Raw genomic sequence first — 25,054 nt, forward strand, 5'->3', positions numbered from 1 at the left:
TCAGGTCCTGTCTGGGTTGTCGCTGGACTGCTTGTCACTGGATTGCTTGGCGCTCTTCTTGTCCAGGAACGCCTGCATGCGGTCGAACTTGGCTTGCGATTCGAAAAGCATGCCCTGCGCCAGGGTGTCGATCACGGGGTGCGCCTCGGCCGGAGCGTGAAACACGGACTTGGTGATCCGCACGGCCAGGGGATCCTGCCGGCCGATCCGGTCCGCAAGGTTGTGGGCCGCTTCCATCAGCATGGGAGCTTCATGGATCTGGGTGATGAGATTGATGCGAAGGGCTTCCTCGGCACGGAGGACCGCCCCGGCAAGGAGGATCTCCTTGGCGATCGGCTCCCCCACGAGTTCCTTGAGTCGCCACGTGGCACCGGCTGCAGCCATGATGCCCAGCCCGGTTTCCGGGTTGCCGATGCGAAGGCTCGGCGTGCCGATGCGGAAGTCCGCGGCGTAGGCGAGTTCGGCCCCGCCACCCAGGCAATAGCCGTCCAGCGCCGCGATGACGGGCATGGGCAGCTTCGCGATCCGCACGAAGATGGTGGAGTTGATGCCCCGCAAGGCATCGTCGCGGCGGCGTTCCCTCAACTGGCCGATATCTGCACCTGACGCAAAGACGCCTTCGACGCCGGCAATGATCAGGATTTTCGGCTCGCGTTCAAGGTAATCGCACACCTGATGGAGTTCGTCCACCATCTGCAGGTCTATCGCGTTGCGGACCTCGGGCCGGTTCAGCAACACGGTGACGCGGTCTTCGCGTTCCTCGATGAGCAGGGTTCCGAATTCCTCGGGGTTCAACGCCATTACATGCCTTCCAGGAGAATGGCGGCGCCCTGCCCGACGCCGATGCACATCGTCGCGAGGCCGATCTTACGGTCGGCGGGGCCCAGCTCGCGTTCCATGCGACCCAGCAAGGTGATGGCGATACGCGAGCCGCTGGAACCCAGCGGGTGCCCCAGAGAGATGGCACCGCCGTCGAGGTTCACGATCTCAGGATCCAGGCCCAGACGCCGCATGCTCGCGAGCGATTGCGTCGCGAAGGCCTCATTGAGCTCGACGGCGCCAAGGTCACCAACCGTGAGTCCGGAACGGCCCAGGATCTTTTGGGTGGCCGGAACCGGGCCGATGCCCATGATTTCGGGTTCACAGCCGGCCGAGCCGCCGTCGATAATCCGGGCCCGCGGAGTGAGGCCGAACTTTTCGATGGCAGCCTCGGACGCAACGATGATGGCGGACGCGCCGTCGTTGAGCGAGGAGGAGTTGCCCGCCGTGACGACAGAGCCGCCGGCGACCACCGGGCGGAGCCCGGCGAGGACCTCCATGGTGGTTCCTTCGCGTGGGCCTTCGTCGGTGTCCACCACCGTTTCGCCCTTGCGGGTCTTCACAGTGACCGGCACAATCTCTTCCTTGAAGCGACCGCCGGCGATGGCAGCAAGTGCGCGTTCGTGCGAGCGGACGGCGAAGGCATCGGCGTCTTCCCGGGAGATGCCGTCCACCCGGGCGACTTCCTCGGCAGTTTCCGGCATGGAATACGTCATCTTCCCGCCGCGGGACAGCTCGCCCTTGCTGAACAGGGGGTTGGCGAAACGCCAGCCGATGGACGTGTCGAAGATCTGGCCAGGCTTGGCGAAGGCTGTGGTGGGCTTCTCCTGCACCCAGGGGGCGCGGCTCATCGATTCGACGCCGCCCGCCACCACGATGTCCGCCGCACCGGCCTTGATCATGTGGCTGGCCATGATGATTGCGCTCATGCCGGAGGCGCAGAGGCGGTTGACGGTGATGCCGGGGATGTGGAGGGGCAGGCCCGCCAGAAGGGTGGCCATGCGGGCGACATTTCGGTTTTCCTCGCCGGCGCCGTTGGCGTTGCCCAGGATGACTTCATCGATCGCGTCGGGGTCGACGCCGGCACGGGCCACCGCTTCGCGGACCACGAGGGCTGCCAGGTCATCAGGCCGGACCGCGGAAAGCGCGCCGCCATAACGGCCTACAGGGGTGCGGGCACCGCCAACAAGAAAAGCCTCGACCATGAGAACATCCTTCGCGAAGGGAGCGGGGCCGGCGAGTAATTTACCGACCGTTCGTTCTATAAAGATTACACGGCGTCGCGCACCGGTCAACCGTCGCCCGGTATACCGTCACCTAGCGGTCAACTGTCACTCAGACCACCCGGATACCCAGATGTCCGGCCAAAAGGGGTGCCAACAGGCTGAGCTGGTAATCATCGATGACCACGCCGGACAGGCCGCCGAGTCCATTGATCATCCGGAAGTCCGAGCCACGCAGGTCCACATCCTTGAGCTTGGCCCCGGTGACATCCAGCGTCCCGATGGTGCAATCCTTGAGCACAACCCGGGTCGCGGTACAAGCCCCGAGATCGAGCTCGTTGATGATGCAGCCCGTGATCACCACGTCCGTGAGCTTGGATCCACGCAAGTTCAGGAAGTCCAGCTTGCCGCCGTCGATCTTTACTGAGTGCCAGGCACCCTCGTACATCTCCGCGGAACCCCAACGCGGGTTGCTGATCTCCACTTCGCGCCATGAGGTGCGCGCAGCGGTAAATACCGGCGCGTAGGGCTCATTCAGGATGCAATCCCGGAAGGTCGCGCCACGCAGCTGTGCCTCGTTGAAGGAGACTCCGTTGAATTCACACTCGATGAAGTCCGCTCCGCTCAGCTCCGCTCCGTCAGCCACGGCACGGGTGAGGCGGACGCCGTCGTACCGTTCCCCGCGCTGAAAGTCCGGCGCGGGGTCGTCGCGGAGTTCGTCGAGCCTGATCGGGGAAATGCGGGGCGCCGTCACTTTGGCGACAGCCGCCATCAGAGGGCCTCCGCTTTCGCCGCGATCTCGGCGAGATCCTTCGCGAGCGCCTTCCGCGTGACGCTCATCCCGAGCTTTCCGAACGCGGCCATCATGAGCTTGCTGAAGAAAGTCGGCTTGAGGACCTCCGCGCCGAAGAACAACACCAGTTCGGTCCCGCCGTCGCGCTCTTCGAGGGTGAAGCGGGTCGTGTAGTCGGCACCGCCCCGCCGCGCCTTGACCGTGGTGCCGCGCGGCGGTTCGCTCTGGGAAACGTGCATGACCACGGTTTCCTCCCTGCCCATCATGGAGCGGGTTTCCTTCCACCGCGTGCCCTCACCGTAGGGTCCCTCGCTGAGCATCTGAATGGCTTTGACGCCCGAGAGCGTCCTGGCCGAGCCCGGAATATCGCTGATGACGGCCCAGACTTTCTCCCGGGAGGCGTTGACGTGCTGGCTGAGAGTGGTGCTGTGGTCCATGCATCGAGCCTAGCCGCGACCGCCGACAAAAACAGCCGACAAGACACTTGCGGGGTCTGGCAGGATTGCACCCATGGTGCACATCGACTTGAGCGCGGACAGCGTGGCGGCAGGAGGCTCGCGGACCCTGCAGGGGTACCTTGCCGAGCCCGACGGCGACGGGCCGTTTCCCGGCGTCGTACTCATCCATGAGGCCTTCGGGCTCGACGACGTGATGCGGCGGCACGCAGACCGGCTCGCCTCGGCCGGTTACTTGACGCTCGCCGTCGACCTCTACAGCGACGGCGGCGCGAGGCGCTGCCTCGTGGCGACCATGCGCTCCCTGGGGTCGGGCACGGGCCGGGCATTCACGGATGTGTCCACTGCGCGGACCTGGCTCCGCAACGATGCCCGGTGCACCGGAAAAGTAGGGGTCATCGGTTTCTGCATGGGCGGAGCATTCGCCCTGCTGGCGGCCCACGACGACTTCGACGCCGCCTCCGTGAACTACGGCCAGTTGCCGCGGCATCTGGAGCAGGCTTTGGAGGGGGCGTGCCCGGTGGTGGCCAACTACGGAGGCAATGACCGGACGATGCCGGGAGCGGCCGCGAAGTTGGAGGCTGCTCTGACGAACCTCGGGATCGAGCACGACGTCAAGGAATTCCCGACGGCGGGCCACGCCTTTATGAACGACGTTCCGGTGGGGCCCCGGCCACTGCGGCCGTTGATGCGGGTGATGGGCATCAAGCCCGATCCGGTTGCAGCACCGGAGGCCTGGCAGCGGATCGAGGACCACTTCGCGAAGCACCTGAAGGGGTCATCGACTGCTCCGTAACTGCCGTTCTGAGCGCTCAAAACGGCAGTTACGGGGGCCCACGCCGGCGAGGGCCCCGGCCTGAGCTTGCGAAGGCTGGGAGCCGGTGGGGAGCAACGGATCGCGGGTGGGTGGGAGCCGGTGGGGACTAGCTAAAAAGCTCGCTCTTCGGCTCGTTGTTCTTGACCTTCTGCCAGCCCAGCCACAGCACCAAGGCGAAGAACGGAATGGTGGCCAAGGTCCAGAGGCCAAGGAGGAACACCTCGCCCGTGGCCTTGTCCGTCATGGTGTCCATGCCGATCAGCACGGTGATGGCCAAGAGGGCGACCAGGCCAACCCAGCTGGTCCACGGGGAACCCGGCATCGGCAGGCTGGAAACGTTGCCCTTCTTCTTGCGCAGCGCGATCTGGCTCGCGAAGATCGAACCCCACGTGAAGATGACGCCGATCGAGGCCGTGTTCAGCGCGAGGTCGAAGGCGTGCGAACCGCCCAACCAGATGTTGAGCAGGATGCCCACGAGGTAGACAGCGCCGATTGCCAGGATGGCCGCGTACGGCACGTGGCGGGTGGACATCTTGGTGAGCCATTTGGGGGCATGTCCGTTGTTGGCCATGGTGCGGAAGATGCGGCCGATCGAGTACAAGCCCGAGTTGCATGAGGACAGTGCGGCGGTGATGACGACCATGTTCATGACGTCGCCCATCCACGGCAAGCCCATCTGGCCGAAGACCGTGACGAACGGGGAGGTTCCCGCGTGATACTGGTCCGAAGGCAGCAGCATCGCCAGCAGCATGACGGAACCGACGTAGAAAACCACAATGCGGATCACGACGGCGCGGATCGCCTTGGGCACTTCGCGTTCCGGGTTCTGCATCTCGCCAGCGGTAATGCCGACCAGTTCAATGGCGTTGTAAGCGAAGATCACGGCGTTGAGGACCAGGATCATCACCAGGCCGCCCTTAGGGAACATGCCGCCGTCGGCAGCGAAGAGGTTCCCCACGGAAGCATGACCGGTGCCGACCTGTGCGTTCGTGACCACCATGAAGGTGCCCACGGCCAGGAAGATCAGGATCGCGGCGACCTTGAGGCAGGAAGCCCAGAACTCGAACTCGCCGAAGGCCTTGACGCTGAACAGGTTCACGGCCACCAGCAGCACCAGCGCGGCGATGGCGGACAGCTCAACGGGAACGTTCGGGAAGAAGAACTGGAAGTACAGGCCGATGGCAATGAGTTCGGCGATGCCCGTCATGGCCCAGTTGATGAAGTACATCCAACCGGAGAGGAAGGCGCCCTTTTTGCCGAACATTTCACCGGCGTAGCTGACAAAGGAGCCGGAGGTCTGGCGGTACATGATCAGTTCGCCAAGGGCCCGCATCAGCAGATAGGCAATGACGCCGGCAATGGCGTAGGAGAAAATGAGGGCCGGGCCGGTTGAGGCGAGGCGTCCACCCGCACCCATGAAGAGGCCAACGCCGATCGCGCCGCCCATCGCGATCATCGTGACATGGCGGCGGCTCAGGGTCTTCTGGTAGCCCTCGGCGCTGAGGTTTTCGGAAGTTGTAGAGGTACTGGGCGCAGCCAGGGTTCCCGGCTCACGCTGAAGGTCGGTTGTGGTGTTTTGAGGCACAGCTGTTCCTTGTGGGTTGAGGATATGCCGGTCCTGGCTTCACGCGCATCGGCACAAGCAATTCGAGCTTTTGGCTTGTTGGCAAGTCGAATCAGTGGCGAAAACACGGAAGCGTCGAAGGTAAATCCGGCAAAACCATCGTACCCGGTGATTTCGGCGGAGCGTGACGCGGGCAACAAACCGGGGCGCTACGCTGGACATATGGGCACCATTCCGCCAGCCGGCAGGCTATACCGTTTCACGGGCTTGGACGCTGCGGCTTTCGGACTCTATGTGTCATTGGCGGTTGTCCTGAGCCTCGCCACGGGCCCGGTGACGGGTTTCGTGCAGCAGGTCTTCCCCGACCCCGCAACCGCCGTCTTCGCCATCAACCTCGCTTTCTACGCTTCGGTGGGCCTGTTCGCCGTAGCCGCTGCGTGGCGCGTCATAGCCCGCGACCTCTTGATCCTGGCCACCCGTCCGTGGTTCACGCTTGCGATGATTCCGCTGTCCATCGTGGCAATGCTGGTGATCACCGCCATCCTGATGACAGTTACGGGCTCGGCCAAGGAGTCACAGAACCAACTGGGCCTGCAGTCCCTGGTCCTGCAACTGCCGGCCTGGTTCGTGGTGCCTTTGCTGGTGGTGTTGGGTCCCTTCGTGGAGGAGTACCTGTTCCGGCACCTCCTGATCGGCAAGCTGTCCCGTCGCGTCAATATTTGGCTTTGTTGCGTCCTGTCCGTACTTTGTTTCGCCGCTATCCACGTGGTGGGACGTGAAGGCCTGGTGCTTCCCGCCCTGGCGCCGTACCTCGGAATGGGAGTTGTCCTGGTGGCCGTCTACGTCTGGACGGGCAAGAACGTGATGTTCTCCTACTTCGTTCACGCCGCCAAGAACCTGTTGGCCGTGGTGCTGATCTACGCGATCCCGCCGCAACTCCTCGGCGGCTAACCAACCCGGACCGGAACTGTCCGCCAGGCACTTCCCCGGCCAAGCGCCGTCGTCGTAGGTTCAGTCCATGGCACTGAACTTTCAGGTAGTGATCGACTGCAAGAATCCGCACGTCCTCGCCGATTGGTGGGCCGAGACGCTCGAGTGGATCGTGGAACCCCAGGACGAGGCGTTCATCCGGTCCATGGTGGATCAAGGCTTCGCCACGGAGGAAGAAACCACCACCCACAACGGCAAGCTCGTATGGAAAGACGGTGCGGCCATCGGCCCCGAAGAAGACCAGGACAAGGACACCCGCCGCCGCTTCCTGTTCCAGACCGTTCCAGAGGACAAAACCGTCAAGAACCGGGTTCACTGGGACGTGCGCCTCAACGGACAGGACAAGGACGAGGCGCGCGCCGCCCTCGAAGCCAGGGGCGCAAAATACCTGTGGACGGCCAAGCAAGGGCCGCACGAATGGCACACCATGGCGGATCCCGAAGGCAACGAGTTCTGCATCAGCTGAGGGGATTACTAGACTCTGAGGGTGAGCAACGACTTCCCCGCCAAGGTATCCGACGTCTTTGACCCGTCCCGCTGGCGTACAGTGTCCGGTTTCGACGATTTCCAGGACATGACGTACCACCGGCAGGTCGAGCGGGACGCAGACGGAAAAGTGACGAGGGATCTTCCAACGGTCCGGATTGCCTTCAACCGCCCGGAGGTCCGCAACGCCTTCCGGCCCGGCACCGTTGACGAGCTCTACCGTGCCATGGACCACGCCCGGATGACTCCGGATGTCGCCACAGTGCTCCTCACCGGGAACGGCCCCTCCCCCAAGGACGGCGGCCATTCATTCTGTTCCGGCGGGGACCAGCGGATCCGCGGGCGCGATGGCTACCGCTACGCAGTAGCGAATGCAACCAACGAGACGCAGGAGAGCATCGACCCCGCCCGGGCCGGGCGCCTGCACATCCTGGAAGTCCAGCGGCTCATGCGGACCATGCCCAAGGTGGTCATCGCCGTCGTGAACGGTTGGGCCGCTGGCGGCGGACACTCCCTTCACGTCGTGAGCGACCTCACCATCGCCTCGCGCGAGCACGGCAAGTTCAAGCAGACAGACGCCACCGTGGGAAGTTTCGACGCCGGTTACGGCTCGGCGCTGCTCGCCCGCCAGATCGGGCAGAAAGCCGCCCGCGAGATCTTCTTCCTGGCCCGCGAGTATTCCGCGGAGGACATGGTCCGCATGGGGGCCGTCAACGAAGCCGTGGACCACGAGCGACTCGAGGAAGTCGCACTGGAGTACGCCGCGGACATCGCGCGCCAATCCCCACAGGCCATCCGCATGCTCAAGTTCGCCTTCAACCTGGCCGACGACGGCCTGGCCGGCCAACAGGTCTTCGCCGGGGAGGCCACGCGCCTGGCCTACATGACGGACGAAGCCGTCGAGGGCAAGGAAGCCTTCCTCGAGAAGCGCGATCCGGACTGGTCCAACTTTCCGTACTACTTCTAGGACTCGCCCGTGAACATCGATCCCGTTCTCAAAGCCCTGGCCGCCGCCCTCCACGATGAGGGCCCCGCCGTCGAAATCGTCGTCCCGGAGGACGGCACCCCGGTGGCGGTCCCCGTTGAAACGCCCGGTTTCGAGGACGCCGCGGTGGTGGTCCGCACGTCCGGTTCCACCGGTACACCCAAGGCCACGGTGCTCACGGTCGATGAGCTCGCCGCTTCTTCCATGGCCACCGCCATCGCGCTCCGGGGCGAGGGCCAATGGCTCCTGGCCCTGCCGCTGCAATACGTTGCCGGGGTCCAGGTGCTGGTCCGCTCGCTCTTCGCGGGCACGCGTCCGTGGGCCATGGACCTTTCGAACGGCTTCACTCCGGAGGCCTTCACCGCCGCCGCCGAAGAGCTGACCGACACGATCCGCTTCACCTCCTTGGTGCCGACGCAGCTGCAGAGGCTCCTGGACTCACCATCGCCGCAGACCCTCGCAGTACTTCGCCGTTTCAACGGCATCCTCCTGGGCGGCGCGCCTGCACCCGCCTCACTGCTGGACGCCGCCAGGGAGGCCGGACTGAAGGTCGTGACCACCTATGGCTCCGCCGAGACGTGCGGCGGTTGCGTGTACGACGGAAGGCCGCTTGAGGGCGTCCAGGTCATGCTCGACGACGACGGCCGGGTCCTGCTGGGCGGCGACACTGTGGCTTCCGGTTACCTGGACGCGCGGGAGGCGAACGCCGAAGCGTTCTTCGAGGAAGACGGCACCCGCTGGTACCGCACCAACGATCTCGGCGAGCTCGCCGACGACGGAACCCTCACGGTGCTGGGGCGCGCCGACGACGTCATCATCACCGGTGGCGTGAAAGCCTCTGCGGCGTTCATCCAGGCGGAGCTTGAAAAGTTCGACGGCGTCACGGCGGCTTTCGTGGCCGGGGTGCCTTCCCGCGAGTGGGGCCAGGCGGTGGCCGCCTATGTTGCCGTCGAGGACAGCTCCCCGGAAAGCATCGCGGACTACAAGGCCCGCTGCCAGGAATCGCTGGGCACCCTCGCTCCCAAAACGGTGCTGACGACGGATGGCCTCATCATGCTCCCCAATGGAAAGCCGGACCGGCTGGCGATGATCGAGCTGCTCACCGAGGTGCATCAGGGAGAATAGACACGTCCTCCCTGACCGTCATTTGCCTTCCCCCAACGCGAAACAACACGAGGTACTGAACGTGGCAACAGCTGCACAATGGATTCAAGGCGCCCGCCTGCGCACCCTGCCGGCGGCGATCGCTCCGGTGCTGATCGGCACAGCGGCCGCCTACGAGCTGCAATCTTTCCGGCTCTTGAATGCCATCCTCGCCGCCCTCGTGGCGCTGCTCCTGCAGATCGGGGTCAACTACGCCAACGACTACTCGGACGGTATCCGTGGCACCGATGAGGACCGCGTGGGTCCGCTCCGGCTGGTCGGCTCCGGTGTAGCACGCCCGGCACAGGTCAAGTGGGCTGCCTTCGGTGCGTTCGGCCTGGCCATGATTTTCGGCCTGGTACTGGTGCTCATCACGCAGAGCTGGTGGCTGATCCTGGTGGGAATCGGCTGCGTCCTTGCTGCGTGGGGGTACACCGGCGGCAAGAATCCGTACGGCTATATGGGCTTTGGCGACCTGTTCGTGTTTGTTTTCTTCGGCCTGGTGGCAACGCTCGGCACCACCTATACGCAAGCCGGTCAAGTGAGCCTTCCGGCCGTCATCGGCGCCATCGGCACGGGATTGATTGCGTGTGCCTTGCTGATGGCCAACAACGTGCGGGATATCCCCACGGATACGGCGGCGGGCAAGCGGACGCTGGCCGTGCGGCTAGGCGACCGCCACGCCCGCGAGAGTTACGTCCTGATGCTGGCCGTGGCGATCCTGTTGGTCGTGGTGCTTGCGCCCACGAAGCCTTGGATGCTGATAGTGCTGCTGCTGATTCCCGCCTGCCTCATGCCGGCCTGGCTCATGGTCAACGGCCGGAAGCGCAAGAGCCTTATCCCGGTGCTCAAGCAGACCGGAATGATAAACCTTGGCTACAGCGTGCTGTTCTCACTGGGCCTCATCCTGAGCCACGGATTCTAACCCTCGCTCACATATAGCCCGGTTTCCCCGAACGCCCGCTCACTTATAGCCCGGTTTTCGCCAGCCCTCGCTCACATATAGCCCGGTTTCCCCAAACCCTCGCTCACATCATGTGAGCCGGCGTCGGTCGAAAGTGCCACATATGTGAGCGGGCGTCCTCCCCCAACCCTCGCTCACATCTGGGCTTTGGGTTTCTAGGCTTCCTTGGGGCGGCGGTCGTTCTCGACCTTTACCGCGGGGTTTTCATCGACCAGTCTGTCCTCGATCGAGGCATCTTCAATCTCCAACGCAGAGCGGATGGGCTTGGCCCGCCCGGAGAAACGTTCGCGCATGGCGGCAGTGGCGGCGTCGCGCTGCTTCTGGAAGAACAGGTAGCTGAGGGCGAACGCGATGAGGCCCGCGAAAATCGCCGCCAGGAACAAGCCCGTCTGCAGGAGGGCGAAGAGGACGAAGAGCGGTACGAAGATCGCCAGACGGATCAGGGAGTATTTGAGGAAAGCCACGGATCAAGTTTAGCCTCACAGCCTGATTGCACCCTGATCGCGCAGCTATCACCAGGCCCGACGGCGACTAGACTTGACGGTATGCTCCGCGTTGTTGCAGTAGTCGCCGTCCTGCTTGTGTTCGTCTATGGGCTGGTGGACGTCATCCGCACCGACCGCCGCTCTACCCGGGGAATTTCCAAAACCGCATGGATTGTGGTGATGATCCTGTTGCCGGTTCTCGGCGCGGTTCTCTGGTTCCTTATCGGCCGCCCGTACAACATCCGGCCCACCCCGCAGCCTGCGAACCATCCCACCGCGCCCGACGACGACCCCGACTTTCTCCGCAACCTGGAGGTCCGCCGTCGCAACCAGGCCGAAGCCGAACGGCTGAAGAAGCTCAAGGCCGAACTCGAAGCCAAGGAACGCAAGCTCAAGGGCGAATCCAAGGCCGACGACAGCGGCGACGTCAACAGCTGACCGCTTTGAAGGCCGCCCTTCCTGACCTCTTTTGAAACGCGAACGACGGCGACACGCCCGCAAGTGCGGAGTGTCGCCGTCGTCGTCAATTCAAAAAGGGTCAGGACGGCACGGCGCCCTTCGGAAGAGCAGCCCTACTGCGAGAGACCCGAGTAAGAGTGCAGGCCGTTGAAGAATACGTTGACCACCGTGAAGTTGAAGATCACGCACAGGTAGCCCGCAATCGACAACCAGGCCGCACGGGTTCCCGTCCAGCCGCGGGTCGCGCGCGCGTGCAGGTAGCCGGCGTAGACCACCCAGATCACGAAGGTCCAGACTTCCTTGGTGTCCCAGCCCCAGAAGCGGCCCCAGGCTTTCTCGGCCCAGATGGCGCCGAACATGAGGGTGAAGGTCCAGCCCACGAATCCCACAGTGTTGATGCGGTAGGACAGGTTTTCCAGGCTCAACGCGTTCGGTACGAGCCGCATGAAGCCCAGTTTGTCCACGCCGCCGGCCGCCAGAGTCTTCTGCCGGTGCGATTGCAGCAACTGCAAGGCTGACATGGCGAACGTCAAGGTGAACAGGGACGCGGACATCACTGCGATGGAGACGTGGATGACCAGCCAGTAGCTCTGCAGCGCCGGGACCAAGTGGCCCACCGGGGTCCAGTACGTCACGGACGCGGCCACCATCATGATCACGGCGAGGCCCAGCACGAAGGTGCCCAGGAAGCGCAGGTCGCGGCGGATGAGCGAGAGCAGGAAGACTGCAACCACCAGGAAAGCGCCGGTGGTCAGGAACTCGTACATGTTGCCCCACGGCACGCGGCCCGCGCCGATCGCGCGGGTGATGACTCCGGCACCATGGATTGCCACGCCGATGATCGCGACTGCCACCGCCACGCGGGCGGGAATGCGGCGCTCGGCGGCGTACTTCATGTCGCCGCCGGCGGTCTGGCTGACGGAGGTGATCGCCGACGTCGGACGCTCAGTACGGCCGGCCGGTCCCCCGACGTCGTTTCCGCCGGCACGGCCGGCAGCCACCGGAACCTTGACCTCGGCTGCCACCGAAGAGGCCGCCTTCAGGTCCACTGCCTTCAGCATTTTGCTGCTCTTGGCGAGGTCCCACGCGAAAGCGATGAACGCCACCGTGTAGGTGCCGGCCGCGAGCAGCATGAAAAGCTCGCTGTACTGGCCCATGGTTTCGTTGATGGGGAGCATTACTGGTCCTTCGAGGTTGAGGAAGAAACGGTGTCGGTGGACTGCTCTGTGTGGAGCAGCCATTCTCGTTGCAGCAGTTCGCGGATCGCGGCAGCTTCGCCGGCCAGCCTGTGGTCCTCGCCGCGGGCAAGGAGACCGTACTCCACCATTGTGCGCCCGTCGTCGTGGGTTCCGGTGCGCACCCAGACGCGGCGGCGGTTCAGGTAGAGGGAGAGAATCAGTCCGGCGACCGCCAGCAGGGCGAACACGAGCGCGGTGGCCTGGCCCGGATTGTGGTGGATGTCGACGCCGACGTACTTCTTGACGCCGTCAAAAGTGATGCTGCCCTTGCCGTTAGGAAGCTTGTAGGTGCCTCCAGGGGCGATCGCGATGGCCTTGTCCGCCATGCCGCGGCCGTTGAGCGGGGTCAGCTTGGCTACGTCTAGCTCGAAGACGTTCTGCGGGGTGCCCTTGTTCAGGCCGAGGTCGCCGTAGTACGAGTTGAGGTTCAACTGCGGGTTGATGAGTGAGGGATCGCCGCTGTAGGCGAGGCCCTTGTCCGTCACCATCGCAGTGGGAAGGAAGAACCCTGCGAAGCCGAGCTGATCGGGCTTGGCATCAGGAACCTTGATGACCACCGAGGAGTAGTAGTTGTCTCCTTGCAGCTTGGCCACGACAGGTCCCTGCATGGCGACGTTGCCGGCGCCGTCCCGGACGGTGACCACAGGAGCGTAGCCGTTGCCTGTCAGGTAAATGCTGGTATCGCCAAGCGTCACGGGATCGTTGACCTTGAGGACCTGCTTCTTGGCGGGCGCGTCCGGGGTGTCCTTGGTAGTGACGTCGGCCGTGAAGTCGATGGGCTGGCCGAAGTGCGCCGGCGATTCCCGGTCGAACTGCACGTCGAACTTGTTCAGCTGGATTGAGTACGGCTGCAGCCAGCTGCTCTGGAAGTTGGTGCCCGGGCTGAACTGGTCATAGCCCACCAAGGTGTTCACGAAGGTATCGCCTTCCACCAGGATGCGCTGGCCGCTATAGCCGAACAGCCCGCCGACCGCCACCGAAACCAACACTCCGATCAGCGAAGCGTGGAACACAAGGTTGCCCACTTCCTTGAGGAAGCCACGCTCGGCACCCAATGAAGGCATGGCGGCGTCGACGTCGCGAACCTCCACGCGGTAGCCGCGCTTCTTCAGTACAGCGGCGGCGTCCGAGATAGCCTTCGACGCCGGGATCCCGGCGTCCGCGGGCAGCACAAGCGTGCCGTACTCCGGGAGGCGGGAAAGACGCTTCGGGGTCCGCGGCGGCTGGGAGCGCATCGCCTTGTAGTGGGCGATGGCCCGTGGCGTGACACAGCCAATCAGGGAGATGAACAGAAGAATATAGATCGCCGAGAACCAGGCCGAGGAATAGACGTCGTAGAGCTGCACGGAGTCCAGGAGCTTGCCGTAGTCCGGGTGGTCGCTGATGTACTGCGTCACGATCGAAGGGTTCGCCGGGCGCTGCGGGAACAGCGAGCCGGGAACCGCCGCGACGGCCAGGAGCAGCAGCAGGAAAAGCGCAGTACGCATGCTGGTCAGCTGGGTCCAGGCCCAGCGCAGCATGCCTATGATCCCCAGGACCGGCAGTGCCGCCTCGGCCTTCGCCTTGTCGATGGCCTTGCCTGCCGCCTTGCCTGCCGCCTTGCCTGCCGCCTTGCCAGTGGCGTTGGCATCGGCCTTGTCAGCTTCCGCGGATTCGCTGGCGGACTTGTTGGACTTCTTTTTACCTTGCACGGGCTCGCTCATCAGATCGGCAACTTCACATCGGTTTGGAACCAGTACTGCAGCCCGGTAACCCAGGCACCCCACACTCCCGTGGCCATCAGGATTCCCAGGAGGATCAGGATGCCCCCGCCCATCCGCTGGATCGCGAGGCGATGCTGGCGGAAGAAGGACATCACACCCATCCCCCGGCGGACTGCGAGGGCTATCAAAAGGAAGGGAATGCCCAAGCCAAGACTATAGACAAACGCCAGGAGGGCCCCCTTCGCGGCGGACGACCCCCCGGAAAGGCTCAGCAACTGGACGGCGGAATAGGTGGGACCAATACAAGGGGCCCAGCCGAGTCCGAACGTGATGCCCAACAAGGGAGCACCCCACAATCCGGCTGGCGGCTTGGCATGGATTTTGGCGTCACGCTGCAACCAACCGAAGCCGCCAAGGAACACGACGCCCATGATGATCACCAGAATGCCCAGTAATTGCGTGATCCACGCATTCTGCGGGCCGGTGATGAGTGTTCCCAATTGGCCGAACGCGCCACCGAGCAGGACAAAAATCGAGGAGAATCCGAGGACGAACAGGCCGATTCCCGCGAGCATGCGCCCGCGCCTTTGCTTCTGGAGGTCGACGCCGGTCAGCCCGGTCACGTAGCCAAGGTAGCCAGGTACCAGCGGCAGGACGCATGGCGACAGGAAGGACACGAGTCCGGCCAGCAAAGCCACGGGGATGGCCAGCAGCAAGGAACCGCTCAGGATTGTCTCGGCGAAAGGGCTGTTCACGCTGTCCGGGCCATCTACTCGGCAACCGCGGTGGTGATGAGGGCCTTGAGGGTGCTCTTCTCGATCTCGCCCAGGACGCGGGCGGCAACCTTGCCTTCTTTATCCAGCACGAGCGTGGTGGGCACTGCACCGGGAGGGACAATACCGGAGACGGACAACAGCACGGCGCCGTCTTTGTCGTTGAAGCTGGGGTACGTGAGCTTGAACGTCTGGTCGAACGCGTCGGCCGTAGCCTTCTCGTCCCGGAGGTTCACACCGTAGAACTGGACACCTTTGCTCTTGAACTCCTGGTGCAGTTCCTCGAGGATCGGCGCTTCAACCCGGCACGGCGCACACGCGGCGAACCAGAAGTTGAGGACGGTTACCTTGCCCAGCAGGTCCTGCGGGGTCACGGCAGTTCCGTCAAACAACGTGCCCTTGATCCCGACGGCGGCCTTACGGTCGGCCTTCGCAAATTCCGTCACCGAGCCGTCCCCGGCGACGTAGTTCTTGTTGTCGCCGGCTTTGGCTTGCTGGGCAAGGGCGTCTTCCTGGGCACAGGCGGACAATCCCATGGTCAATGCAGAGAGTGCCACACCCCCGACAGCGAGGAAGCTGCGGCGGGAGGTCAAGGCTGCGTTGGTCTTCTGGCCGCTGGCATTGCGGCTCGTGGTTGTGCGGTCCATTGTCATGCCCCGGGCGTCTTCGCGGCACCGGGCAGCAGCACGGCGGCGGGTTCGCTGTATTCCACCCGCGCGACCTCGCCGGCGTCGAACACCAGGGAAGTCACCGAAGTCAGCGTGCACTCGCGCTTGCGCGGATCGTGCCACAGGGGCCGGCCTTCCGCGCTGAGGCGCATGGCGTAGATGGGGAGCTGGTGGCTGACGAGGATGGCTTCAGCGCCATCGCCGCCGAGTTCGATCGCTTTCAGTCGGGCGTCCTCGACGGCGGCACGCATGCGGGTGACCTGGTCCTGGTAAGACTCGCCCCAGGACGGACGCAGCGGGTTGCGGTACTCACGCCAATGCTTGGGCTTGATGAATTCGGAGATGTTGGCCTTGAGCCCTTCGAAGTGGTTTTCCGCCTCGATAATCCGCGGTTCCGTGTGGATCTGGAGGTCCAGCGCCTGGGAAGTGGGGAGGGCGGTTTCCTGTGCGCGGGTCAACGGCGAGGAGACAAGGTAGACGATGTTCGCCCCCTGGGCGACGCGGGCAGCGAAGTGGTCCGCGAGCATCTTGGCCATCTCGCGGCCGCGTTCGGAGAGGTGGAATTCGGGCAGCCTGCCGTACAGAATGCCGTCGGGATTGTAGACCTCGCCATGGCGGAGCAGATGGACAGTTGCTTGGGGCATGTTTACCAGTTTCTCAAAGAAGGCGGGCGATCTGAAATCTTCTACGTTTCGTAGAACTGAAAGTTTCTTCAGAATGTTCCCTGAAGGTGGAATAAAAGATGCATTTGCATGTTTATACTTGACACAAGGTTCGGTTGACACTTCAACTAAGTACGGCCGAACGACCGATGAAGCTACGATCACACCTTCCCAAGGAGAACCCCATGACTCTTCCCGCAAACGTCACCACCGGCGTCTGGACCCTCGACAACTCCCACAGCGAGATCGGCTTCACCGTCCGCCACGCAGGCATCAGCAAGGTCCGCGGCCAATTCACCGAGGCCGAGGCCACCCTGGAACTCGGCAGCAGCCTGGCTGACTCCAAGGTCGCCGCAACCATCCAGACCGCCAGCTTCGACTCGGGCGACGCCAACCGCGACGGCCACGTCAAGGGCGAGGACTTCTTCGACGTGGAGAAGTTCCCCGAAATCACTTTTGTCTCCCGCCACGTCAAGGCCAACGGCGACAGCTTCGACCTCGTTGGCGACCTGACCATCAAGGGCGTCTCCAAAGAGGTCACCATCGAGACTGAGTTCAACGGCGTGGCTGTTGACCCGTTCGGCAACACCCGCGCAGGCGTCTCCGGTGAGACCACCATCAGCCGCAAGGACTTCGGCCTGACCTGGAACGCAGTGCTCGAGGCCGGCGGCGTGCTGGTCAGCGACAAGGTTGTCATCAACCTCGAACTGGCTTTCATCGCACCTGCCGCCTAATCCATCGGATTTCCGATGCTCCGGGTTCCCGGACTGAATGGCGCCGTCGGGGCCGCACACGATCACGTGTGCAGCCCCGGAGGCGCCATTTTTTGCTTGCGGTGTCACCCGCCTATTGTTCGGGGAAAAGCCGATACTTAGCGGCGAATTAGCCAAGAATTTCCTATGAATCCTTAAACCTCAGGTCTAAAGTGATGCCATGAGTAACCCAAACGAAGCTCCTCAGCCTCAGCAGCCCGGAGCCCAGCCACCGCAGCCCGGCAATGTCCCTCCTGCGGGTTACCAGCCTCCGCAGGGATACCAAGCACCTCCTTCTTACCAAGCGCCCCCCTCTTACCAGCAGCCCGCTCCCGGATACCAGCAGCAGGGCCAACCCGGGCACGGCGAAGGTTTCCGTTTCGAGATGCCTACCGACGGTCCCAAGAACTTCAATGATGTCCTGCCCCGGGGCGGTTTTTCCGGCATGTTCAAAGTGGCCGGAATGCCGACAGAGTTGAAGGTCTCCTACTGGATCTGGCTCATTGGCGGACTCCTGGCCCTCTTGGGCGGCTTGCTCGGCCTCTTTGGCTCCATTGTGCTCTTCACGCTCGCGCCGGGAATCGCCGTCGTCGTCCTCCTTTTGGTACTGATAGCTCTGGTTGTGGCGGCCGCCCAAATCGTCTTCGCGATGAAGATGAAGGAAGGCAAGGAGTGGGCCCGCCTCGCGCTGACCGTCGTTGCGGGAATTTCCCTGATCCTCTCGATCGTGGGCGGAGCGATGGCAAATGGACAGAGCAATAACTGGTTCAGCTTCGTCATCAGCCTCATCGCAACGGTCCTGATGTGGCTGCCCAATTCGCAGGCCTGGTCCAAGTCAGTGAAGGGCGCCGTCTAGCCACTCCGTTCCAAGCCTGAATTTCATAGCTGAAGGCCGCGGCCGGTCCCTGGAGGACCCCGCGGCCTTCCGTTTGTCCTCGCTCCATTCACGGGGGATCCGCCGAAGCTTGTTCGGCGAGAATTCTTCCCGTGAATCATCACCAGCACTGTGCCGTCGGGGTACGGTGGAATTAAGCCGAGCTGGGGGCAGGGCACGTTGCACCCGGCAGCCGTATCTGCAGTCGACACGCAAAGGAATGCCATGAGCACCCCTCCGTACCCGCCGTCCACTCCCGGCGAGAATCCCACCCCTGAGGAGCCGAAATACGGCCAGCAGTCACCTCAGCAGGGTCAGCAGCCGCAATACGGCCAGCAAACGCCCCAGTACGGCCAGCCTTCCGCACCGCAGTACGGGCAGCAGGCTCCGCAGCAGGGTCAGCAGCCCCCTTACGGCCAGCCTTCCGCGCCGCAGTACGGGCAGCAGGCTCCGCAGTATGGCCAGCAGGCTCCACAGTACGGCCAGCAGGCACCACAGCAGCCGCAGTACGGCCAGCCTTCCGTCCCGCAGTACGGCCAGGGCGGACCGGTCGCCTGGCCGAGCCAGCAGCCCGCTGCGACGTCGGGAGTCCCGCAACTGGTCAACATCTCCTTCTGGCTCATGATTGCCGCCGGTGTACTGACCTTGATCGGCATTCCCTTCACAATCGCCACGCTGAACTCGCCGGCGGGCAAGAGCATGCTGGATCAGGCCTTGTCGGCGCAGGGAACCAGCGCTTCAGGCATAGACACCAGCAGCTTTATCAACATTCTGGTCACCGTCTTGGTTATTTTCTCGGTGATCTTTGCCGGACTCTACGCACTGGTTGCGTTCAATGTCCGCAAGGGGAAGAACTGGGCACGCATCCTGGGCACGGTTTTTGCCGGAATTTCCCTGCTGGGCCTGACCCAGATCGGCATGGGCACCATCACCATCCTTCTGGGCATCGCCGCGATCGTGCTGCTGTACTTGCCGGCCTCGGCGCCGTACTTCCGGAAAGCCCAGCCGTTCGCGAACCCCTACGGCCAGGCGCCTTACGGCCGCTAGGCCATACGGCGAACGGCCACAGGGCCTATAGCTAGGAACAAAACCAACAACGGGCGCAGACCCGGCTTCGCCTAGAGGGCTTGGCCTGGGGTCTGCGCCCGTTGTGCGTGATACGCCAGGATCTGAAGCTCAGTGGCCATGTCCACCTTCCGCAGATTCACGTAGGGCGGAACCTGGAGCAGCACTGGAGCAAAGCTGAGGATGCTGCGGATACCGGCGCTGATCACGCGGTCGCAGACATCCTGTGCCACCGCTGCGGGAAGGGCCAGGACAACCATGTTGGTGCCGGTCCGCTGAAGGACCGTTTCAAGATTGGCGGCGTCGCTGACCCGCAGCCAGCCGACTTCGTTCCCGATGATCATGGGATCGGCGTCGAGGATCGCCACCACGTCGAACCCACGCGACTCGAATCCGCCGTACCTGGCCAAGGCTTTGCCAAGGTTTCCGGCGCCCACAATGGCCACTTTCCAGTCGTGGGTCAGGCCGAGCGCCGCCGCGATGTGCCGGCTCAAGTACTGGACCTCGTACCCCACGCCCCGCGTTCCATAGGAGCCGACGTAGGAGAGGTCTTTGCGCAACGTAGACGAACTGACTCCCGACGCCTCAGCCAAAGCCTCGGAGGAAACCCGTTCCACGCCTTCGCCCAAGAGGGAGTTAAGAGCGCGCAGGTAAAGCGTCATCCGGGCCACAGCCGCGGGCGGTATCTGCTTCGCGGCAGAGTCCTTGTCCCCGGGTACAGCTTCGGCGGACGGTTCCAGCGCAGTCACGTTCTTCTCCATTGCGTCGCTTTGTTTTCCCACTCTATTGCCAACAAAGCTCTGCACGCATGTTCAGGCGGCGATGGCCTTCTTCAGGACCCGCACCAATCGTGCCTCGTCGATTTTCCAGAAATCCCTCTGAATTCCGTCCACCAATACCACCGGGATCTCCTCGGCGTAGCGCTCGCGCAGGACCGGGTCAGTGTCGATCGACTGTTCCGTCCACGTGAGCCCAAGGCTTGAGGTCACGCGTTCGACGGCGTCACGCGCCGCGGCGCAAAGGTGGCAGTCAGCTTTGGTGAGGAGTACGACGTCGGGATTTGGCATGGTTCAACGTTATCGCTTCAACGTCGGCACGGCCGTCGCGAACGGCAGGGGGCCGGGCGATTGACTAGACTCAAGGCATGCCCGTCGAGAAGAACGCCGTTGTGGCCACCGCGCCGACTGCAACGCAGCAACACGGCGAAGCCGCATTCTTCGACGTCGACAACACCCTCATGAAGGGTGCCAGCCTCTTCCACGTCGCCCGGAAGATGTATGAACGCAAGGCCTTCACGCTCTCGCAAGCCGCGGGTTTTGCCTGGAAGCAGTTCAAGTTCGTCCTGCGGGGCGAAAAAATGGAGGACGTCCATTCCGTCCGGGATTCCGCGCTGATCCTCGCGGCCGGTATCAAGGTGTCCGATATCAAGGAGCTGGGCGAAGAGGTCTACGACGAGATGATCGAGTCGCGGATCTGGCCCGGCACCAAGGCCCTGGCAGAACAGCACCTGCGTGTTGGCCGGAAGGTCTGGCTCGTGACCGCCACGCCCATCGAAGTTGCCACTGTCATTTCCACGCGGCTCGGCCTGAGCGGGGCCCTGGGTACCGTCGGCGAAGTCGAAGATGGCGCATACACGGGGCGGCTCGTGGGCGAGATCCTCCACGGACCGGCCAAAGCCGTGGCTGTGCAGCGCGTTGCGGACGAAGAAGGCCTGGACTTGAAGCGCTGTTGGGCGTACAGCGATTCACATAACGACATCCCGCTGCTCACTTTGGTGGGCCACCCGGTGTGCATCAATCCCGACGCCGGGCTTCGCCGCCATGCGCGGGAGAACAACTGGCCCGTTTACGACTTCCGGTCCGGCCGCCGGGCAGCCACACTCGGCCTCAAAGCCGCGACCGTCGGTGGCGCCGTCTACGGTTTGTGGCGGGGCTTCTCCAAGTTCCGCAGCCCGAGGGCCTAACCCCCAGGCAACCCTCGCTCACATATAGCCCCCTCTCCAGCAACCCTCGCTCACATATAGCCCCCTCTCCAGCAACCCTCGCTCACATATAGCCCCCTCTCCAGCAACCCTCGCTCACATATAGCCCCCTCTCCAGCAACCCTCGCTCACATATGAGGTAAGAATCGCCATGTGCCCACATACCTGAGCGAGCGTCATCGAAACGGCCCACATACCCGAGCGAGCGTCATCGAAACGGCCCACATACCTGAGCGAGCGTCTCCGGGGAATGGACGCAAAAATGCCCGCCGCCTTGAGAGGCAACGGGCATTCACGCTGTAGGAAGTATCTCTACTTCTTATTGCGACGCTGGTGGCGGGTCTTACGAAGCAGTTTGCGGTGCTTCTTCTTGGCCATACGCTTGCGGCGCTTCTTAATAACTGAACCCACGTAAGTTCCTTACCAAACTAGATTGAGATTCTGTCTGCTGGGTGAGGTCCTTGAACTGAGCAACAGACTTTACAACTGACAGATTCTTACAATGACGTAAAACGTTCCTTAACAGGGTACCGCTTATCGGGGGCACCCGATGACCGCCGGCCCCTTCGGGAACCGGGCAGGACTCAAGCCGTCTCCGAGTGTCCGTCGACGACCGCGCCCTTGAGGTACTGGCTCACGGCTTCTTCGGGGACCCGGAATGATCGTCCAAATCGGACGGCCGGCAATTCTCCCGAGTGGACCAGACGGTACACGGTCATTTTGGAAACCCGGAGGACTTCGGCAACTTCAGCCACTGTCATGAAACGCGCGTTCGAGAAGTTAGTCTCTGCGGACATTTCTCCATATTCCTTTGCTCTCAGCGGTTAGCGGCGAACCCCAGCATTCATTACCTGGTGTGCCGATGCTGAGCCATCAAACAACCATGTGCTAGATACTCTAGAGGCTGCTGGTACCAAAGTGAAAGTCTTTCGGCCAACTGGAGACTAGGTTTCACTTAGTTGGAAGCAGCCACCCGACGCTTGCGGGCCGAGGCCGCCAACTGGTTCAGGACGGACACCGTGACGTCCCATTCCATGCAGGCGTCCGTGACGCTCTGGCCGTACACCAGCTCTTGTTGGCCAGCAGACTGCTGCTCCACATCCAGGTTCTGCGCCCCGCCGACAAGGAAGCTCTCCAGCATGACGCCGGCGATCGGCGAAGCCACGTCATCTTCCAACTGCGCACCGATCTCCAAAGCGACTTCGGCCTGCCGATGGTGGCTCTTGCCGCTGTTGGCATGGCTTGCGTCAACAATGAGCCGCGGGTTCAACCCCTTCGCCGAGAGCTTCTCCGACGCAACTGCGACCTGCTCGGCGGCGTAGTTCGGACCCTTGCGGCCACCGCGCAGGATCACATGCGTGTCCGGGTTGCCCGCAGTCGCCACTAGGGCGGCGCGGCCATCGCCGTCGATCCCCAGGAACGCCTGGGGCGCGGCCGAAGCACCGCAGGCATCGATCGCGACTTGCAGGTCGCCGTCGGTCCCGTTCTTGAAGCCGATCGGCATAGACAGTCCGGAGGCAAGCTGGCGGTGGATCTGGCTCTCGGTGGTCCGCGCACCGATGGCGCCCCACGCCACGAGGTCGGCCATGTATTGCGGGCTGATGGGTTCCAGGAATTCGGTGGCGGTCGGCAGGCCCAGGGCCGTGACTTGCTGAAGGAATCCACGCGCCGCACGGAGTCCGGCCGCGATGTCGTGGCTGCCGTCCAGGTGGGGATCGTTGATGAGGCCCTTCCAGCCAACCGTGGTGCGCGGCTTCTCGAAGTACGCCCGCATGACGATCAAAAGGTCTTCTTTGTGCTTCTCGGCCTGGCTGACCAGCCGGCGCGCGTATTCCAGGCCGGCCTTCGGATCGTGGATGGAGCAAGGGCCTACGATCACCAGGAGGCGATCGTCCACGCCGTCCATGATGGCGCGGACTCCGTCGCGTCCGCGCTCGACGACGGCGGCGGACTTGGCGTCGAGCGGCAGTTCCGCGCTGATTTCCTGCGGGGTGGGGAGCGGCTCGAAGCGGCTGACGCGCAGGTTCGACGTCGACTGGGCGCGGGAATTCTCGACGTCGACGTTATGTGTGGTGGGCTCTGCGGCGATGCTGGTCATGAAAGTGGTCCTGTTCCGGAGAGGAGCGGACCCTGCTCAGAGCCCGCCTGGAAATGGCGAAGGGCAGAGAATCATCTCTGCCCTGTTGGCTCTGAAGGAAAGTTGGATGCGTGTCAGTTAGACGCGGGCCCCTCCAGAGCCAACGAAAAATACGCATACCAACGCTTAGTCATAGCGAAACCATAACCTCAGGCTCCGGATGTCCGCAAATTGAAATGCAACGACATCAAGGGAAACCGTTTCCCCACGCAATATAAACTTCACCTCAGAACAAATGTCCCCGCCGCGTTGGAACAGGGCGGCCCCAGCTCCAGGAAGGAAACCATGCCAGGCAGAAGGAACACCCGGCGGGTGGGCATCGCAGATGTGGCATCCATGGCCGGTGTTTCGCATGCCACGGTTTCCCGCGTCATGAACGGAAACACAACCGTGGACGCGGACATTGCCGCTCGCGTGCGCGCAGCCGCCTCCGAGCTCAAATACAAGCCAAACCCGGTGGGCCGCAGCCTGGCCCTGGGAAAGACGGACACCATCGGAATCGTGGTGCCGGACCTCTCCAACCCCACGTTCCAGGCCATTCTTCGCGGGCTGAGCATCGCTGCCGCCCGCGACGGCTACCGCGTGCTGATCGCCGATTCCTCCGAGGTCCGAAGCGAAGAGGCGATCCTTGCAAGCGAAGCCCGGAGGCGATGCGACGGCGTCGTTCTTTGCGCCCCCCGGATGAGCGACGCGGAACTGGAAGAACTCGCCCCCACTCTCTATCCGCTCGTCCTCATCAACCGGACCACCGAGTCGGTGCCGACTCCCAGCCTCGTGGTGGATTACGGCCAAGGCATCCAGGAGCTTGCCGCCCACTTGGTGGAATTGGGCCACCGCAAACTGGCCTACCTGACCGGACCGGACCGAAGCGCCTCGAACGTGCAGCGCCTCCGCGGGCTCGAGAAGTTCACCGCAGAATTTCCGAATGTCGAGTTGCAGTTCATTCCTGGAGGCAACACGTTCGACGCCGGATTCGAGTCAAGCGATGCCGTCGCCTCGTGCGGGGCCACCGGCATCCTCGTCTTCAATGACGTCGCGGCGATGGGCCTCCTGAGCGGACTAAGCCAGCGCGGTATCCGCGTGCCGGAAGACTTGTCGCTCACCGGCTTCGACGACATGCCCTTCGCTCGGTACACCATGCCTCCACTTACCACCGCCGCGGTGCCGATCTCCGATCTCGGAGACCTTGCGTGGCGCCGCATGCGGGAGCAGATCCAGACCAACGACGCCGCATCCCCCACGAACTACTTTCCGCCCCGAATTGAGCTCAGGGGCAGCACCGGACCCGTCAAGGCCTAGCTTCAGCAGGGGCTTGGCCCAGCCCGGCTTCCCGGTAGTACCCCTCGATGTGCGCGGCAACCAGCGTCGCTGCCCGGCCGCCGTCGCCGTCGTTCACTGCCTCCAAGATGGCGCGGTGCTCGGACCGCAAGCGACGGGCGGTGCTTTCCCAATCCGGCAGGTTCGCCGTGAGCGCCGCGGCGTACCCCTCAATCGCTTCGCGGAGCGAGCCCATGATGGTGCTCACCACGGCATTTCCGGCGGCTTCCGCCAGCGCCAGGTGGAAGGCGACGTCCAGCGCGAGGAAGTCGTCGACGGCGGAGCTTGCGTCCATCTCGTCCAGGAGCCTCGCTGCCTCCCCGAATTCGGGGGCGTCGGCCTTGGCGCGGGACACAGCCCACGATTCGAGCAGGACCCGCGTTTCGACAATGTCGGCGACGGGCAAATGCTGCGTGGCGACATGGAGGCGGAGCGCGGCGCCGAGGGCCATGGCCGGTTCCGCGATGACCACCGTCCCGGCGTCCTTGCCGGAGCCGACACCTGCCCGCACCAAGCCCATGGCTTCGAGGATCCGGATGGCTTCGCGGACCGAGGTCCTCGAGACTTCCAGCTGCTCTGCCAGCGCCCGCTCGGCGGGAAGCCGCCCACCAAGCACCAAATGCCCGTCGGACAATTGCTTTTCGATCCAACCCAGGACGAGCTCGTGCGTTCGCATGGATAAATAGTAGTTGATGTGGTTG

At 63.5% G+C, this 25,054-nt stretch carries 29 protein-coding genes; 12 read left to right on the forward strand and 17 right to left on the reverse strand.

What is annotated here, in order from left to right; translation table 11 throughout:
• The 4 genes from ABEA18_RS08860 to ABEA18_RS08875 form a co-directional block, all read right to left on the reverse strand.
• On the reverse strand, window positions 1-801 hold the full coding sequence (locus ABEA18_RS08860) for an enoyl-CoA hydratase/isomerase family protein (protein ID WP_345448979.1): 801 nt from the start codon (window positions 799-801) through the stop codon (window positions 1-3).
• Window positions 801-2,024 (reverse strand): thiolase family protein, encoded by a 1,224-nt coding sequence (locus ABEA18_RS08865; RefSeq protein WP_345448980.1) that lies wholly within the window; start codon window positions 2,022-2,024, stop codon window positions 801-803. Before ABEA18_RS08865 ends, ABEA18_RS08860 begins: the two co-directional genes overlap by 1 nt.
• A 130-nt stretch (window positions 2,025-2,154) precedes the next feature.
• Complete coding sequence (locus ABEA18_RS08870) at window positions 2,155-2,814, reverse strand: pentapeptide repeat-containing protein (RefSeq protein WP_345448981.1); 660 nt, start codon at window positions 2,812-2,814, stop codon at window positions 2,155-2,157.
• Complete coding sequence (locus ABEA18_RS08875) at window positions 2,814-3,272, reverse strand: SRPBCC family protein (protein WP_345448982.1); 459 nt, start codon at window positions 3,270-3,272, stop codon at window positions 2,814-2,816. Before ABEA18_RS08875 ends, ABEA18_RS08870 begins: the two co-directional genes overlap by 1 nt.
• 73 nt (window positions 3,273-3,345) lie before the next feature.
• On the opposite strand from ABEA18_RS08875, the gene ABEA18_RS08880 reads away from it, so the two are divergent.
• The gene (locus ABEA18_RS08880; RefSeq protein ID WP_345448983.1) at window positions 3,346-4,086 is read left to right on the forward strand and encodes a dienelactone hydrolase family protein; all 741 of its coding nucleotides are present in this window, start codon (window positions 3,346-3,348) and stop codon (window positions 4,084-4,086) included.
• A gap of 127 nt (window positions 4,087-4,213) precedes the next feature.
• Here the strand turns inward: ABEA18_RS08880 and ABEA18_RS08885 are convergent, their stop codons facing one another.
• The gene (locus tag ABEA18_RS08885; RefSeq protein ID WP_345448984.1) at window positions 4,214-5,692 is read right to left on the reverse strand and encodes an amino acid permease; all 1,479 of its coding nucleotides are present in this window, start codon (window positions 5,690-5,692) and stop codon (window positions 4,214-4,216) included.
• Between the two features lie 201 nt (window positions 5,693-5,893).
• Here ABEA18_RS08885 and ABEA18_RS08890 point away from each other — a divergent pair, with 201 nt between their 5' ends.
• The 5 genes from ABEA18_RS08890 to ABEA18_RS08910 all read left to right on the forward strand — a co-directional run bounded on the left by ABEA18_RS08890 (window position 5,894) and on the right by ABEA18_RS08910 (window position 10,200).
• Window positions 5,894-6,622: a CPBP family intramembrane glutamic endopeptidase gene (locus ABEA18_RS08890; RefSeq protein WP_345448985.1), complete on the forward strand. Its 729-nt coding sequence runs from the start codon at window positions 5,894-5,896 to the stop codon at window positions 6,620-6,622.
• A gap of 67 nt (window positions 6,623-6,689) precedes the next feature.
• Window positions 6,690-7,127, forward strand: coding sequence for a VOC family protein (locus ABEA18_RS08895; RefSeq protein ID WP_345448986.1), 438 nt, complete (start codon window positions 6,690-6,692; stop codon window positions 7,125-7,127).
• Window positions 7,128-7,148: 21 nt separating this feature from the next.
• Window positions 7,149-8,114, forward strand: coding sequence for a 1,4-dihydroxy-2-naphthoyl-CoA synthase (locus ABEA18_RS08900; RefSeq protein ID WP_345448987.1), 966 nt, complete (start codon window positions 7,149-7,151; stop codon window positions 8,112-8,114).
• A 9-nt stretch (window positions 8,115-8,123) separates the two neighbouring features.
• Window positions 8,124-9,257, forward strand: a complete 1,134-nt coding sequence (locus ABEA18_RS08905) for an AMP-binding protein (protein ID WP_345448988.1) — start codon at window positions 8,124-8,126, stop codon at window positions 9,255-9,257.
• 61 nt (window positions 9,258-9,318) lie between these two features.
• Window positions 9,319-10,200, forward strand: a complete 882-nt coding sequence (locus tag ABEA18_RS08910) for a 1,4-dihydroxy-2-naphthoate polyprenyltransferase (protein ID WP_345448989.1) — start codon at window positions 9,319-9,321, stop codon at window positions 10,198-10,200.
• A gap of 194 nt (window positions 10,201-10,394) precedes the next feature.
• Here the strand turns inward: ABEA18_RS08910 and ABEA18_RS08915 are convergent, their stop codons facing one another.
• Window positions 10,395-10,703: a DUF4229 domain-containing protein gene (locus ABEA18_RS08915; protein ID WP_345448990.1), complete on the reverse strand. Its 309-nt coding sequence runs from the start codon at window positions 10,701-10,703 to the stop codon at window positions 10,395-10,397.
• 81 nt (window positions 10,704-10,784) lie between these two features.
• On the opposite strand from ABEA18_RS08915, the gene ABEA18_RS08920 reads away from it, so the two are divergent.
• The gene (locus ABEA18_RS08920) at window positions 10,785-11,162 is read left to right on the forward strand and encodes a PLD nuclease N-terminal domain-containing protein (protein WP_345448991.1); all 378 of its coding nucleotides are present in this window, start codon (window positions 10,785-10,787) and stop codon (window positions 11,160-11,162) included.
• Between the two features lie 134 nt (window positions 11,163-11,296).
• Here ABEA18_RS08920 and ccsB read toward each other — a convergent pair whose 3' ends face one another.
• From ccsB to ABEA18_RS08945, 5 genes are read right to left on the reverse strand one after another with little or no spacing between them, the layout of a single operon-like run.
• Window positions 11,297-12,361, reverse strand: a complete 1,065-nt coding sequence (gene ccsB, locus ABEA18_RS08925) for a c-type cytochrome biogenesis protein CcsB (RefSeq protein WP_345448992.1) — start codon at window positions 12,359-12,361, stop codon at window positions 11,297-11,299.
• Entirely contained in the window at window positions 12,361-14,124 is a 1,764-nt protein-coding gene (gene resB / locus ABEA18_RS08930; protein ID WP_425550498.1) for a cytochrome c biogenesis protein ResB, read from the reverse strand. Before resB ends, ccsB begins: the two co-directional genes overlap by 1 nt.
• The gene (locus ABEA18_RS08935) at window positions 14,124-14,879 is read right to left on the reverse strand and encodes a cytochrome c biogenesis CcdA family protein (protein WP_345448993.1); all 756 of its coding nucleotides are present in this window, start codon (window positions 14,877-14,879) and stop codon (window positions 14,124-14,126) included. The genes resB and ABEA18_RS08935 overlap by 1 nt, the downstream gene beginning before the upstream one ends.
• A 14-nt stretch (window positions 14,880-14,893) precedes the next feature.
• On the reverse strand, window positions 14,894-15,544 hold the full coding sequence (locus tag ABEA18_RS08940) for a TlpA family protein disulfide reductase (RefSeq protein WP_425550499.1): 651 nt from the start codon (window positions 15,542-15,544) through the stop codon (window positions 14,894-14,896).
• Between the two features lie 2 nt (window positions 15,545-15,546).
• On the reverse strand, window positions 15,547-16,209 hold the full coding sequence (locus ABEA18_RS08945; RefSeq protein ID WP_345448994.1) for a histidine phosphatase family protein: 663 nt from the start codon (window positions 16,207-16,209) through the stop codon (window positions 15,547-15,549).
• Between the two features lie 203 nt (window positions 16,210-16,412).
• On the opposite strand from ABEA18_RS08945, the gene ABEA18_RS08950 reads away from it, so the two are divergent.
• From ABEA18_RS08950 to ABEA18_RS08960, 3 genes are all read left to right on the forward strand, one after another.
• Window positions 16,413-16,961: a YceI family protein gene (locus ABEA18_RS08950; RefSeq protein WP_345448995.1), complete on the forward strand. Its 549-nt coding sequence runs from the start codon at window positions 16,413-16,415 to the stop codon at window positions 16,959-16,961.
• A gap of 199 nt (window positions 16,962-17,160) precedes the next feature.
• On the forward strand, window positions 17,161-17,835 hold the full coding sequence (locus ABEA18_RS08955) for a hypothetical protein (RefSeq protein WP_345448996.1): 675 nt from the start codon (window positions 17,161-17,163) through the stop codon (window positions 17,833-17,835).
• A gap of 243 nt (window positions 17,836-18,078) precedes the next feature.
• Entirely contained in the window at window positions 18,079-18,900 is an 822-nt protein-coding gene (locus ABEA18_RS08960; protein ID WP_345448997.1) for a hypothetical protein, read from the forward strand.
• A 71-nt stretch (window positions 18,901-18,971) separates the two neighbouring features.
• On the opposite strand, the gene ABEA18_RS08965 is transcribed toward ABEA18_RS08960, so the two are convergent.
• A complete protein-coding gene (locus tag ABEA18_RS08965) occupies window positions 18,972-19,679 on the reverse strand; it encodes a redox-sensing transcriptional repressor Rex (protein WP_425550500.1) in 708 nt (235 codons plus the stop codon).
• Window positions 19,680-19,730: 51 nt separating this feature from the next.
• The gene (locus ABEA18_RS08970) at window positions 19,731-19,985 is read right to left on the reverse strand and encodes a glutaredoxin family protein (RefSeq protein ID WP_345448999.1); all 255 of its coding nucleotides are present in this window, start codon (window positions 19,983-19,985) and stop codon (window positions 19,731-19,733) included.
• A 77-nt stretch (window positions 19,986-20,062) separates the two neighbouring features.
• Here ABEA18_RS08970 and ABEA18_RS08975 point away from each other — a divergent pair, with 77 nt between their 5' ends.
• The gene (locus ABEA18_RS08975) at window positions 20,063-20,881 is read left to right on the forward strand and encodes an HAD family hydrolase (protein WP_345449000.1); all 819 of its coding nucleotides are present in this window, start codon (window positions 20,063-20,065) and stop codon (window positions 20,879-20,881) included.
• 330 nt (window positions 20,882-21,211) lie between these two features.
• On the opposite strand, the gene ABEA18_RS08980 is transcribed toward ABEA18_RS08975, so the two are convergent.
• The 3 genes from ABEA18_RS08980 to ABEA18_RS08990 all read right to left on the reverse strand — a co-directional run bounded on the left by ABEA18_RS08980 (window position 21,212) and on the right by ABEA18_RS08990 (window position 22,997).
• On the reverse strand, window positions 21,212-21,310 hold the full coding sequence (locus ABEA18_RS08980) for a 30S ribosomal protein bS22 (RefSeq protein ID WP_003792170.1): 99 nt from the start codon (window positions 21,308-21,310) through the stop codon (window positions 21,212-21,214).
• Window positions 21,311-21,483: 173 nt separating this feature from the next.
• Entirely contained in the window at window positions 21,484-21,696 is a 213-nt protein-coding gene (locus ABEA18_RS08985; protein WP_078107672.1) for a helix-turn-helix domain-containing protein, read from the reverse strand.
• Between the two features lie 158 nt (window positions 21,697-21,854).
• Entirely contained in the window at window positions 21,855-22,997 is a 1,143-nt protein-coding gene (locus ABEA18_RS08990; protein ID WP_345449001.1) for a 3-deoxy-7-phosphoheptulonate synthase, read from the reverse strand.
• A 324-nt stretch (window positions 22,998-23,321) separates the two neighbouring features.
• Between ABEA18_RS08990 and ABEA18_RS08995 the strand changes: the two genes are divergently transcribed.
• A complete protein-coding gene (locus tag ABEA18_RS08995) occupies window positions 23,322-24,335 on the forward strand; it encodes a LacI family DNA-binding transcriptional regulator (RefSeq protein WP_345449003.1) in 1,014 nt (337 codons plus the stop codon).
• Here ABEA18_RS08995 and ABEA18_RS09000 read toward each other — a convergent pair.
• On the reverse strand, window positions 24,325-25,029 hold the full coding sequence (locus tag ABEA18_RS09000) for a FadR/GntR family transcriptional regulator (RefSeq protein WP_345449004.1): 705 nt from the start codon (window positions 25,027-25,029) through the stop codon (window positions 24,325-24,327). The two genes, ABEA18_RS08995 and ABEA18_RS09000, sit on opposite strands and share 11 nt — an antisense overlap.
• Window positions 25,030-25,054: the final 25 nt, after the last annotated feature.

It is taken from the genome of Arthrobacter gyeryongensis, from assembly GCF_039543785.1.
In the GTDB taxonomy this organism is placed as follows: Bacteria; Actinomycetota; Actinomycetes; order Actinomycetales; family Micrococcaceae; genus Arthrobacter; species Arthrobacter gyeryongensis.